At 37.2% G+C, this 12,831-nt stretch carries 8 protein-coding genes; all 8 read left to right on the top strand.

Going from position 1 to position 12,831, the window contains the following annotated elements:
* The first annotated feature begins 9 nt into the window (after positions 1-9).
* The 8 genes from QV06_RS07560 (at position 10) to rpoC (ending at position 12,761) form a co-directional block, all read left to right on the top strand.
* Positions 10-375, top strand: coding sequence for a hypothetical protein (locus QV06_RS07560; protein ID WP_065237609.1), 366 nt, complete (start codon positions 10-12; stop codon positions 373-375).
* The gene (locus QV06_RS07555; protein WP_065237608.1) at positions 368-1,396 is read left to right on the top strand and encodes a hypothetical protein; all 1,029 of its coding nucleotides are present in this window, start codon (positions 368-370) and stop codon (positions 1,394-1,396) included. Before QV06_RS07560 ends, QV06_RS07555 begins: the two co-directional genes overlap by 8 nt.
* Positions 1,397-1,866: 470 nt before the next feature.
* Complete coding sequence (rplK, locus tag QV06_RS07550) at positions 1,867-2,295, top strand: 50S ribosomal protein L11 (RefSeq protein ID WP_039133696.1); 429 nt, start codon at positions 1,867-1,869, stop codon at positions 2,293-2,295.
* Between the two features lie 3 nt (positions 2,296-2,298).
* Positions 2,299-2,988 (top strand): 50S ribosomal protein L1, encoded by a 690-nt coding sequence (gene rplA, locus QV06_RS07545; RefSeq protein WP_065234236.1) that lies wholly within the window; start codon positions 2,299-2,301, stop codon positions 2,986-2,988.
* Positions 2,989-3,249: 261 nt separating this feature from the next.
* Complete coding sequence (gene rplJ / locus QV06_RS07540; RefSeq protein WP_065234235.1) at positions 3,250-3,747, top strand: 50S ribosomal protein L10; 498 nt, start codon at positions 3,250-3,252, stop codon at positions 3,745-3,747.
* 52 nt (positions 3,748-3,799) lie between these two features.
* A complete protein-coding gene (gene rplL, locus QV06_RS07535) occupies positions 3,800-4,171 on the top strand; it encodes a 50S ribosomal protein L7/L12 (RefSeq protein WP_065234234.1) in 372 nt (123 codons plus the stop codon).
* A 253-nt stretch (positions 4,172-4,424) separates the two neighbouring features.
* Entirely contained in the window at positions 4,425-8,462 is a 4,038-nt protein-coding gene (rpoB, locus tag QV06_RS07530) for a DNA-directed RNA polymerase subunit beta (protein ID WP_065234233.1), read from the top strand.
* 75 nt (positions 8,463-8,537) lie between these two features.
* Positions 8,538-12,761 carry a DNA-directed RNA polymerase subunit beta' gene (rpoC, locus tag QV06_RS07525; protein WP_065234232.1) on the top strand — a complete coding sequence of 1,408 codons (4,224 nt, stop codon included), beginning with the start codon at positions 8,538-8,540 and terminating at the stop codon, positions 12,759-12,761.
* Positions 12,762-12,831: the final 70 nt, after the last annotated feature.

The following is a 12,831-nucleotide window of genomic DNA, read 5'->3' as shown; positions in this document are numbered from 1 at the left end:
GGAGGTTATATGTTGAAAAGAATAGAAAATATTGTTGGTAGAATATTTGGGGTAATTTTTTGGATTGTAGTGGTTTATTTTGTCTATAATCATTTTTTTTCAGATACAGCTAAAATTAAAGACTATTTAAAATGCTCTATTGCTGCAAATCATTTATCTATGGGTAAAACAAGTAGAGAAATAGAAATACAAGCTTCTAGGTTAGTTAATCAAGCAAATTTAAGCTCTAGAGATATAGCTAAAATGGGACAAGAAGTAAGAGACGATATGGATTTATATCGTCTAAATCCACAAGGACGATATGAAAAACTAGTGAAAATTTATAATTCAGGGACATGTCAGAAAATGCATTCTCAAGGAGAAATTGATGATTAAAAAATTTATTAAAGATCTATTTTATTTAAGTTTTCTTCTTTCTGTTTCATTATTTGTTAGTGCTAATGACTTAAAAGAAGATAAGAAAGAAATTATTTTAGATTTAGAGCATAAATTTAATTTTTTACATGATAAACAAAATGGTTTTATCAAATATGTGCCAAATATTAACTATTTTTATAATAAAAAATATGATGTGGGATTAAAAAGAAAGCTTTCTATTACTCAACTTGTTAAGATAATGATAGAGAATAAGAATATTAATTCATATGAAGAAGAGGATAAGTTGGCATATATTTTTAAGATTCTGGAAATTAAAACTGATTCTGACTTTGATTATTATAGATTATTAAAGGATAAAGATAAATATATTGCTCTTTATCAACAAGTAGTAGATAAAGCAAAAGTATATTTAGATGAAATATCGACTATACCTATAAGTTATCAAAAAATCATGCCTTTCAATATTTCAAAGTATAATTATTCGTTTGATGAAGAAAATCTGTATATTGATGATGAGGCGTTTTATTTTGATATTGGTGACCTAAATATAGGTAGTAATACGAGTAGTGATTATGGAAAGCTAGAACTTTCCGTTAGTAAATTGTCAGACTCTTTACCTTGTTTAAATAATCGTAGAAACAACTGCCACTATATTCATATTCCAATTGATATAGCAGAGAAATTATATAATTTAAATAAAGAACAGGGATTTACAGTTCTATTAAAACTAAAATTAAAATATCTTGGAGAACCAGAACTAGACTACAGCAGCTCTAAATTATTATTGCCAGTTGAATTACAAGATGCTGATATTATCTTTATTGATAATACCTCTAACTATATTAAATTAATCAATGCTATTCGGTATAATTATCAGTTAGCATATAAAGAAATAGAAGAAGAGAAGGGAATTTTTGATAAAAAAATAATATATCAAACGAAAATTGTATTTTCTAATGGAGAAGATGATGTTGATATTGGTGATGTTGAAGAGAGTGGAGATGATAATGGCATTTAGTTAATTAAGGAGTAAATATTAGGGATTTTGGGATGTAGCAGAAATTATTGGGCTAATGGTTGCAAATGAAGCGATTGAATCGTCAAAAAAATTAAGGCAGGAAACAAGGGATGATGAGATAACTAGACATACTATTTTTGTACATAAAGATAAAACAGATGATGAGTTATTTGAGTTATTAAGTATATTTTTGGAGAAAATATGCCTAAAATGATGGGTATTTATATTTTATTAATGTCTAGGGGTTACTCAGAAAGAGAAGTTGATTCATTCATACAACAAGTGATGAAGAAAATGAATTTATTTTAAATATTTAAATTGTCAAAAGATTCTGTTTTACGTATAATTCGCAACCTATTTTACGAGCAAGCAATCCTTACTCGTATTTTTGTGTATTACACTAAACTTCATTAGTGTTTTTAACAACGGGGAGCCGAAAGGCGATATCACCCATAACGAGGAAATAAACTATGGCAAAAAAAGTTCAGGCCTACGTTAAGTTGCAAGTTGCAGCTGGTATGGCAAACCCAAGTCCACCAGTTGGTCCAGCATTGGGTCAACAAGGTGTTAACATCATGGAATTCTGTAAAGCATTTAACGCTCGTACTGAGAGCTTAGAAAAAGGTTTACCAATTCCAGTTGTAATTACTGTATATGCAGACCGTTCTTTTACTTTCATTACTAAAACTCCTCCAGCAGCAGTATTATTGAAAAAAGCAGCTGGTATCAAATCTGGTTCTGGTAAACCAAATAAAGATAAAGTGGGTAAAGTAACTCGTCAACAAGTCCGTGAAATTGCAGAACTTAAAGCGGCTGATATGACTGGTGCAACAATTGAAACTAAGATGAAATCTATTGAAGGTACTGCACGTTCAATGGGCTTGGTAGTGGAGGACTAATCAATGGCAAAACTAACCAAACGCATGAAAGCAATTAAAGCCAAAGTAGATTCAACTAAAGCATACGAAATCAATGAAGCAGTAGCATTATTAAAAGAGTTAGCAACTGCAAAATTCGTTGAAAGTGTTGATGTTGCAGTAAACTTAGGTATTGATGCACGTAAATCTGATCAAAACGTTCGTGGTGCAACTGTATTACCACACGGAACAGGTCGTACTGTACGCGTTGCTGTATTTACACAAGGTGCAAATGCAGATGCAGCTAAAGCAGCAGGTGCTGATTTAGTAGGTATGGAAGATCTTGCAGAGCAAGTGAAAAAAGGCGAAATGGACTTTGATGTTGTTATCGCTTCTCCAGATGCAATGCGCGTTGTTGGTCAATTAGGTCAAATCCTTGGTCCACGTGGTTTAATGCCAAACCCTAAAGTGGGTACTGTAACGCCTAACGTGGCTGAAGCGGTGAAAAATGCTAAATCTGGTCAGGTTCGTTACCGTAATGACAAAAATGGTATTATCCATACCACTATCGGTAAAGTGAACTTTGAAGCAGATCAAATCAAAGAAAACTTACAAGCTTTATTAGCTGCTTTAAATAAAGCAAAACCAACTACAGCGAAAGGCGTTTATATTAAGAAAGTAAGCATTTCTACTACTATGGGCGCTGGCGTAGAAGTTGATCAAAACAGCTTATAATCAGCTTTACATTGTTGTAGGTTATCTCTATAATCTACAACCTTGACTTTTTTATCAAGAATTCTGGTTGGTGCTTGACCTATTCAAGCCTCATCCAAGACCGCAGGGGAAAGAAATTTCTTAATTATCCTGCGTAGATGGTGTACAGATAAGAATTTTTCTGCTTCTGGCACCGAAATTCGTCCCCATCTGTTAAGTTGTCAGATTGGGTTTTATTATGTCTAGGAAACTAGATAAATGTATTTCAGGAGCTAAAAGCCAATGGCATTAAATCTTCAAGATAAACAAGCAGTTGTTGCTGAAGTAAGCGAAGTTGCCAAGGGTGCGTTATCTGCTGTTGCTGCGGATTCTCGTGGTGTAACAGTAGACAAAATGACTGAATTACGTAAATCAGCTCGTGAAGCTGGCGTGTATATGCGTGTTGTACGTAATACTTTATTACGTCGTGCCGTTGAAGGTACCGCATTTGAATGCATGAAAGATACGTTTAAAGGTCCGACACTTATCGCATTCTCTAACGAACATCCAGGTGCTGCAGCACGTTTGTTCAAAGAATTTGCTAAAGCAAACGATAAGTTCGAAATTAAAGGCGCAGCCTTTGAAGGTGAGTTCATCGAAGCGAAAGCTATCGATCGTTTAGCAACTCTACCAACATACGAAGAAGCAATTGCACGTTTAATGGGTACAATGAAAGAAGCTGCGGCTGGAAAACTTGTACGTACTATTGCGGCGATTCGCGATCAAAAAGAAGCTGCTTAATATTAGTAGTTTATTGGTTTAAAAATTTTACTTACTTTAGGAAACGATTGTTATGTCATTAACTAACGAACAAATCATTGAAGCAATTGCTGAAAAATCAGTAATGGAAATTGTAGAACTTATTTCTGCAATGGAAGAAAAATTTGGTGTTTCTGCAGCAGCAGCTGCAGTAGCAGTAGCAGCTGGCGGTGACGCAGCAGCAGCTGAAGAAAAAACTGAATTTGATGTAATCTTAGCAGCAGCTGGTGCTAACAAAGTTGCAGTAATCAAAGCAGTTCGCGGTGCAACTGGTTTAGGCTTAAAAGAAGCTAAAGACTTAGTTGAATCAGCTCCAGCAACCTTAAAAGAAGGTGTTGCTAAAGCAGAAGCTGAAGCTCTTAAGAAAGAGTTAGAAGAAGCTGGTGCACAAGTTGAAATTAAATAATTGATATTATTTGATTTTTAGCAAGAATGGCTGGTGATTTTATCATCAGCCATTTTGTGCCTTTCAGAAACTGAGAGAAATTACCGTTTAAAACTCACAGTTTTTTATCAAATGAAGTCAGATAACGACTAAATTTAAATTATTGTTTTTATTAATATAAAACAATCCTAACGGTATCAATTTTACACTGCCACCTTGTATAATACAGCGAGAGTGTGTGGATTGTGGGTCTGAACAGCAAGCAGAGGAACCTATGGTTTACTCCTATACCGAAAAAAAACGTATTCGTAAAGACTTCGGCAAACGTCCGCAAGTTTTAAATATTCCTTATTTATTAACTATCCAATTAGACTCTTTTGAGAAGTTTATCCAGAAAGATCCTGAAGGTCAGCAAGGTTTAGAAGCTGCATTCCGTTCAGTATTCCCAATTGTGAGCAATAATGGAAATACTGAGTTGCAATATGTGGATTATAAGTTAGGTGAGCCTGTATTTGATGTAAGAGAATGCCAAATCAGAGGCACCACTTATGCAGCACCACTACGCGTTAAACTTCGCCTTGTAAGTTATGATAAAGACGCTGCGCCAGGTACAGTTAAAGATATCAAAGAACAAGATGTATATATGGGTGAAATCCCATTAATGACTGATAATGGTACTTTTGTTATTAATGGAACAGAGCGTGTTATCGTTTCTCAATTACATCGTAGCCCAGGTGTATTCTTTGATAGTGATAAGGGTAAAACGCATTCTTCAGGTAAGATTTTATACAATGCACGTATTATTCCTTATCGTGGCTCTTGGTTAGATTTTGAGTTTGATCCGAAAGATAATCTCTTTGCACGTATTGACCGTCGTCGTAAATTACCTGCGACTATTATTTTACGTGCGTTAGGTTATACCACAGAAGAAATCTTAGAACTTTTCTTCAATAAAATCGTATTTGAAATTAAAGATAATCAATTATTAATGACCTTAGTCCCAGAAAGATTACGTGGTGAAACTGCGACTTTCGATATTGAGGCTAACGGTAAAGTTTATGTTGAGCGTGGACGTCGTATTACAGCTCGTCATATTCGTCAATTAGAAAAAGATAATATTTCACAAGTTGTTGTTCCAGCAGAATATATTGTAGGAAAAGTTGCCGCAAAAGATTACGTCAACTTAGAAACTGGAGAAGTGATTTGTCCTGCAAATGCTGAACTTAGTCTTGAAGTGTTAGCAAACTTAAGTCAAGCAGGTTATACAACAATCGAAACATTATTTACCAACGATCTTGATCATGGACCATACATTTCAGAAACATTACGTGTAGATCCATCTTATGATCGTCTTAGCGCATTAGTTGAAATTTATCGTATGATGCGCCCAGGTGAACCGCCAACAAAAGAAGCGGCAGAAGGACTATTTGATAATTTATTCTTCTCTGCAGATCGTTATGATCTTTCTGCTGTGGGTCGTATGAAGTTTAATCGTTCACTTGATATTCCAGAAGGTGAAGGCAGTGGTATCCTCAGCAAAGAAGATATCATTTTAGTGATGAAGAAACTGATTGATATCCGTAATGGTCGTGGTGAAGTAGATGATATTGACCATTTAGGAAACCGCCGTATTCGTTCTGTGGGTGAAATGGCAGAAAACCAATTCCGTATTGGTTTAGTGCGTGTTGAGAGAGCAGTAAAAGAGCGCTTATCATTAGGTGATCTTGATTCTGTAACGCCACAAGATTTAATCAATGCAAAACCAATTTCTGCTGCGGTGAAAGAGTTCTTTGGTTCATCACAATTATCACAATTTATGGACCAAAATAACCCATTATCAGAAGTAACACATAAACGTCGTATTTCTGCTTTAGGTCCAGGTGGTTTAACTCGTGAACGTGCTGGTTTCGAAGTGCGTGACGTTCACGCAACACACTATGGTCGTGTATGTCCGATTGAAACCCCTGAAGGTCCGAATATCGGTTTGATTAACTCACTCTCTGTTTATGCACGTACTAATGACTATGGTTTCTTAGAAACTCCATATCGTAAAGTGGTTAACGGACAGGTTACTGAAGAAATTGAATATTTATCTGCAATTGAAGAAGGTAACTATGTTATCGCACAGGCGAACTCTAACTTAGATGAGAATTTCCGTTTCACTGATACATTTGTTACTGCACGTGGTGAACATGGTGAATCTGGTTTATATCGTCCAGAAGATATTCACTATATGGATATTTCTACACAACAAGTTGTTTCTGTTGCGGCAGCATTAATCCCATTCTTAGAGCACGATGATGCGAACCGTGCATTGATGGGAGCAAACATGCAACGTCAAGCGGTACCAACTTTACGTGCAGATAAACCATTAGTTGGAACTGGTATTGAAAAAGCAGTAGCTGTTGACTCTGGGGTAACTGTTGTTGCGAAACGTGGTGGTTATGTTCAATATATTGATGCCTCTCGTATCGTAGTGAAAGTAAATGAAGATGAAACTATCCCAGGCGAAGCGGGTATTGATATTTATAACTTAACCAAATATACACGTTCTAACCAAAATACTTGTATTAACCAAGTGCCATGTGTGTCATTAGGCGAACCAATTGGTCGTGGTGAAGTATTAGCAGATGGTCCATCAACTGACTTAGGTGAGTTGGCATTAGGACAAAATATGCGTGTGGCATTCATGCCATGGAATGGTTATAACTTCGAAGACTCAATGTTAGTATCTGAACGTGTTGTTCAAGAAGATCGTTTCACCACTATTCATATCCAAGAACTTTCATGTATTGCACGTGATACCAAATTAGGTTCTGAAGAAATTACAGCAGATATTCCAAATGTGGGCGAAGCTGCATTAAGTAAGCTTGATGAATCAGGTATCGTTTATATCGGTGCTGAAGTGAAAGGCGGCGATATTCTTGTGGGTAAAGTGACACCAAAAGGTGAAACTCAATTAACTCCAGAAGAGAAATTACTCCGTGCGATCTTTGGTGAAAAAGCATCTGATGTTAAAGATTCTTCATTACGTGTACCAAATAGTGTTTCAGGTACAGTTATTGATGTTCAAGTCTTTACTCGTGATGGTGTTGAGAAAGATAAACGTGCATTAGAAATCGAAGAAATGCAGTTAAAACAAGCGAAGAAAGACTTAACTGCAGAATTAGATATCCTTGAAGCAGGTCTATTTACTCGAGTCCGTTCTCTTTTATTAGCAAATGGCTTTACTGAAGAGAAACTTGAAAAATTAGATCGTATGAAATGGCTTGAGCAATCTCTTGCTGATGAAGAAAAACAAGCTCAATTAGAGCAACTTTCTGAACAGCTAGATGAATTGCGTAAAGAGTTTGATCGTAAGTTAGAAATTAAACGTAATAAGATTATTCAAGGCGATGATCTTGCTCCGGGTGTATTAAAAGTTGTTAAAGTTTACCTTGCAGTAAAACGCCAAATCCAACCGGGTGATAAAATGGCGGGTCGCCATGGTAACAAAGGGGTTATCTCTAAGATTAATCCAATAGAAGATATGCCTTATGATGAAAATGGTCAGCCAGTTGATATCGTGTTAAACCCACTAGGGGTACCATCACGTATGAACATTGGTCAGATCCTTGAAACTCACTTAGGCTTTGCTGCGAAAGGTATTGGTGATCAAATTAATCGTATGATTAAAGAGAAACAAGAAGTCGCGAAATTACGTGAATATATCCAAAAAGCGTATGATTTAGGTGATGCTTGTCAAAAAGTTGATCTCAGTACATTTACAGATGAAGAAGTGATGCGTTTAGCGCAAAACTTACGTAAAGGTTTACCGCTTGCGACACCTGTCTTTGATGGTGCGGAAGAAAAAGAAATCAAAGGTTTGCTTGAATTAGCAGGCTTGCCAACATCAGGACAAATTACCCTTTATGATGGTCGTACTGGGGAAAAATTTGAGCGTCCAGTAACCGTTGGTTATATGTACATGTTGAAACTTAACCACTTAGTAGATGATAAGATGCATGCTCGTTCAACGGGTTCATATAGTCTTGTTACGCAACAACCGCTTGGTGGTAAAGCTCAATTTGGTGGTCAACGTTTCGGTGAGATGGAAGTATGGGCACTAGAAGCATACGGTGCAGCATATACTCTACAAGAGATGTTGACTGTGAAATCAGATGACGTCAATGGTCGTACGAAGATGTATAAAAACATCGTTGATGGTACGCATGAGATGGATCCAAGTATGCCTGAGTCGTTTAATGTATTACTTAAAGAAATTCGTTCTTTGGGTATCAACATTGATTTGGGTGATGAGGAAGCTGAATAATTCAGCCAATAAGATTAGCGCAAGTGCGGAGCTTTCCGCACTTGAATAAAGTTTAACTCCGATGGGAGCAAATCTGTGAAAGACTTAGTTAAGTTTTTAAAAACACAATCTAAATCAAGAGAAGATTTTGATGTGATTAAAATTGGTCTAGCTTCTCCTGACATGATTCGTTCATGGTCTTATGGTGAAGTTAAGAAACCAGAAACTATCAATTATCGTACATTCAAACCTGAGCGTGATGGTCTATTCTGTGCAAGAATTTTTGGACCAGTTAAAGATTACGAATGTTTATGCGGTAAATATAAACGTTTAAAACATCGTGGTGTTATTTGTGAAAAATGCGGTGTTGAAGTTACTCAAGCTAAGGTTCGTCGTGAGCGTATGGGGCATATTGAATTAGCCTCTCCTGTTGCGCATATTTGGTTCTTAAAATCATTACCATCTCGTATCGGTCTATTATTAGATATGCCATTACGTGATATTGAACGTGTTCTTTACTTTGAATCATACATTGTGATCGAAGCAGGGATGACTGATCTTGAAAAAGGTCAATTATTGACTGAAGAACAGTTCTTAGAAGCGGAAGAACGTTGGGGTGATGAATTTGAAGCGAAGATGGGTGCAGAAGCTATTCAAGCCTTACTTCGTGATATGGATCTTGAGCACCAATGTGAAACTTTACGTGAAGAATTACAAGAAACTAACTCAGAAACTAAACGTAAAAAAATCACTAAACGTTTAAAACTATTAGAAGCATTTATCCAATCTGGAAATAAACCAGAGTGGATGGTATTAACTGTATTACCAGTTTTACCACCAGATTTACGTCCATTAGTACCTCTTGATGGTGGTCGTTTTGCGACATCTGATCTCAATGATCTCTATCGCCGTGTTATTAACCGTAATAACCGTTTAAAACGCCTTTTAGACTTAATTGCGCCAGATATTATTGTGCGTAATGAAAAACGTATGTTACAAGAGTCTGTGGATGCGTTATTAGATAATGGTCGTCGTGGTCGTGCAATCACTGGATCAAATAAACGTCCATTAAAATCATTAGCGGATATGATCAAAGGTAAACAAGGTCGTTTCCGTCAAAACTTATTAGGTAAACGTGTTGACTATTCAGGTCGTTCTGTAATTACAGTAGGTCCTTACTTACGTTTACACCAATGTGGTTTACCTAAGAAAATGGCATTGGAATTATTCCGTCCATTTATTTATTCAAAATTAGAAAGTCGTGGTTTAGCATCAACTATCAAAGCAGCGAAGAAGATGGTTGAGCGTGAAGATGCGATTGTATGGGATATCTTAGCGGAAGTTATCCGCGAACACCCAATTCTCCTTAACCGTGCGCCAACATTGCACCGTTTAGGTATTCAAGCATTTGAACCAATCTTAATTGAAGGTAAAGCAATTCAGTTGCACCCACTTGTTTGTGCAGCATTCAATGCGGACTTCGATGGAGACCAAATGGCGGTTCACGTGCCATTGACATTAGAAGCACAGTTAGAAGCTCGTGCATTAATGATGTCAACCAATAACATCTTATCACCAGCAAACGGTGATCCAATTATCGTTCCATCACAAGACGTGGTATTAGGTCTTTACTATATGACCCGTGAAAAAGTGAACGGTAAAGGTGAAGGTATGTTATTACAAGACCCACGTGAAGCAGAAAAAGCATACCGCACTGGACAAGCTGAACTTCATTCTCGTGTGAAAGTACGTATTACTGAATATGAGAAAAATGCAAATGGTGAATTTGAAGCTAAAACAACATTAACTGATACCACTGTTGGTCGTGCGATCTTATGGATGATTGCACCAAAAGGTATGCCATTTAGCTTGTTTAACCAAACTTTAGGTAAAAAAGCGATTTCTCGTTTGATTAACGAAAGTTATCGTCGCTTAGGTATGAAAGATAGCGTAATTTTTGCAGACCAAATTATGTACACAGGTTTTGCATACGCAGCACGTTCTGGTTCATCAGTTGGTATTGATGATATGGTGATTCCAGAGAAGAAATACGAAATCATTGCCTCTGCGGAAGAAGAAGTTGCAGAAATTCAAGAGCAGTTTAACTCTGGTTTGGTGACCGCCGGCGAACGTTATAACAAAGTTATCGATATTTGGGCAGCTGCAAATGAACGTGTTGCAAAAGCGATGATGGAAAATCTTTCTACTGAAGAAGTGGTTAATCGCAATGGTGAGTTAGAAAAACAAAGCTCATTTAACAGCATCTTTATGATGGCTGATTCTGGGGCGCGTGGTTCTGCAGCTCAGATTCGTCAGTTAGCAGGTATGCGTGGTTTGATGGCACGTCCAGATGGTTCGATCATTGAAACCCCAATTACTGCGAACTTCCGTGAAGGGTTGAACGTTCTTCAGTACTTTATTTCAACTCACGGTGCACGTAAAGGTTTGGCGGATACCGCATTGAAGACAGCTAACTCAGGTTATCTAACCCGTCGTTTAGTTGATGTAGCACAAGATTTAGTTGTTGTTGAAGATGACTGTGGTACTCACGAAGGTATTGTGATGACACCATTAATTGAAGGTGGTGATGAAAAAGTTAGCTTGAGAGAGTTAGTATTAGGTCGTGTAACGGCAGAAGATGTCTTTATGCCAGGTACAGAAGACGTATTGATTCCTCGTAATACACTGTTAGATGAAAAATGGTGTGAAGTTATCGATAAACACTCAGTAGATAGCATTAAAGTACGTTCAGTTGTAACTTGTGATACTGATTTCGGAGTTTGTGCGAAATGTTATGGTCGTGATCTTGCTCGTGGTCACTTAATTAACCAAGGTGAAGCAATCGGGGTTATTGCAGCACAATCAATCGGTGAGCCAGGTACACAGTTAACCATGCGTACATTCCACATCGGTGGTGCGGCATCTGCGGCAGCGAAAGAATCTAGTGTTCAAGTGAAAAATACAGGTACCATTCGTTTAACAAATGCTAAGTTTGTAACAAATCAAGAAGGTAAACTTGTGATTACTTCACGTAATACTGAGTTAACTGTAATTGATACTTTTGGTCGTACCAAAGAACACTATAAATTACCTTATGGTTCGATTTTAAATAAAGCGAATGGTGATGAAGTTACTGCCGGTGAAACCGTAGCAAACTGGGATCCACACACAATGCCAGTTGTTTCTGAAGCAAAAGGTTTTGTGAAGTTTGTCGATATTATTGATGGCTTAACTGTAACTCGTCAAACTGATGAATTAACAGGTCTTTCATCAATCGTAGTACAAGATGTGGGTGAACGTGCAACCGCAGGTAAAGATCTTCGTCCAGCATTAAAACTTGTTGATGCTAACGGTAATGATATTTTAATTCCGGGTACAGAAGTACCAGCACAATACTTCTTACCAGGTAAAGCGATTGTTACTTTAGACGATAATGCAGAAGTGAATATCGGGGATTCCTTAGCACGTATTCCACAAGAATCTTCTGGTACTAAGGATATTACTGGTGGTCTACCACGTGTTGCAGACCTATTTGAAGCTCGTAAACCGAAAGAACCAGCTATTTTGGCTGAAATCTCTGGTATCGTTTCATTTGGTAAAGAAACCAAAGGTAAACGTCGCTTAGTGATTACACCAAGTGAAGGTGAAGCATACGAAGAAATGATTCCTAAATGGCGTCAACTCAACGTATTTGAAGGTGAAATGGTACAACGTGGGGATATTATTTCTGATGGCCCAGAATCACCACATGATATTCTTCGCTTACGTGGCGTTCGTGCCGTAACTGAGTATATCGTTAATGAAGTACAAGATGTTTACCGCTTACAAGGGGTAAAAATCAATGATAAACATATCGAAGTTATCGTGCGTCAAATGTTACGTAAATGCGTAATTACTAATGCGTATGACTCAGAATTCCTTGAAGGTGAACAAGTTGAAGTTGCTCGTGTGAAGGTTGTTAACCGTAAACGTGCAGCAGAAGGTAAACCTTTAGTTGAATTCGAACGTGAATTGCTTGGTATTACTAAAGCGTCATTAGCGACAGAATCATTTATTTCAGCAGCATCGTTCCAAGAAACAACGCGTGTGCTTACTGAAGCAGCAGTAGCTGGAAAACGTGATGAGTTACGTGGTTTGAAAGAGAACGTGATTGTTGGTCGTTTAATCCCAGCTGGTACTGGTTTTGCATATCACCAAAGCAGAGCGAAAAAACGTCATGCAGCGGCGAGTGTTAATGCGGTAGCAGTAGAAGAGCCAGCAATTAGTGCAGAAGAAGCAGTAGCGAATCTTGCTGAAATGTTAAATATGAACGAAGAGTAAAGACTTCGCATTGAATAAAATACCGAGCTTAAAGCTCGGTATTTTTTTATCTAGGTATAGTAGACAAAAT

The sequence above is a fragment of the Gallibacterium genomosp. 3 genome, assembly GCF_001678475.1.
In the GTDB taxonomy this organism is placed as follows: Bacteria; Pseudomonadota; Gammaproteobacteria; order Enterobacterales; family Pasteurellaceae; genus Gallibacterium; species Gallibacterium faecale.
The sequence above is the reverse complement of the archived record's forward strand: the minus strand, read 5'-3'. Positions and strand labels throughout refer to the sequence as shown.

What these genes read in the sequence shown, in the direction of transcription:
- QV06_RS07560 (WP_065237609.1), top strand. Translation starts at nt 10, where the DNA reads ATGTTGAAAAGAATAGAAAATATTGTTGGTAGAATATTTGGGGTAATT.
- QV06_RS07555 (WP_065237608.1), top strand. Translation starts at nt 368, where the DNA reads ATGATTAAAAAATTTATTAAAGATCTATTTTATTTAAGTTTTCTTCTT.
- rplK (WP_039133696.1), top strand. Translation starts at nt 1,867, where the DNA reads ATGGCAAAAAAAGTTCAGGCCTACGTTAAGTTGCAAGTTGCAGCTGGT.
- rplA (WP_065234236.1), top strand. Translation starts at nt 2,299, where the DNA reads ATGGCAAAACTAACCAAACGCATGAAAGCAATTAAAGCCAAAGTAGAT.
- rplJ (WP_065234235.1), top strand. Translation starts at nt 3,250, where the DNA reads ATGGCATTAAATCTTCAAGATAAACAAGCAGTTGTTGCTGAAGTAAGC.
- rplL (WP_065234234.1), top strand. Translation starts at nt 3,800, where the DNA reads ATGTCATTAACTAACGAACAAATCATTGAAGCAATTGCTGAAAAATCA.
- rpoB (WP_065234233.1), top strand. Translation starts at nt 4,425, where the DNA reads ATGGTTTACTCCTATACCGAAAAAAAACGTATTCGTAAAGACTTCGGC.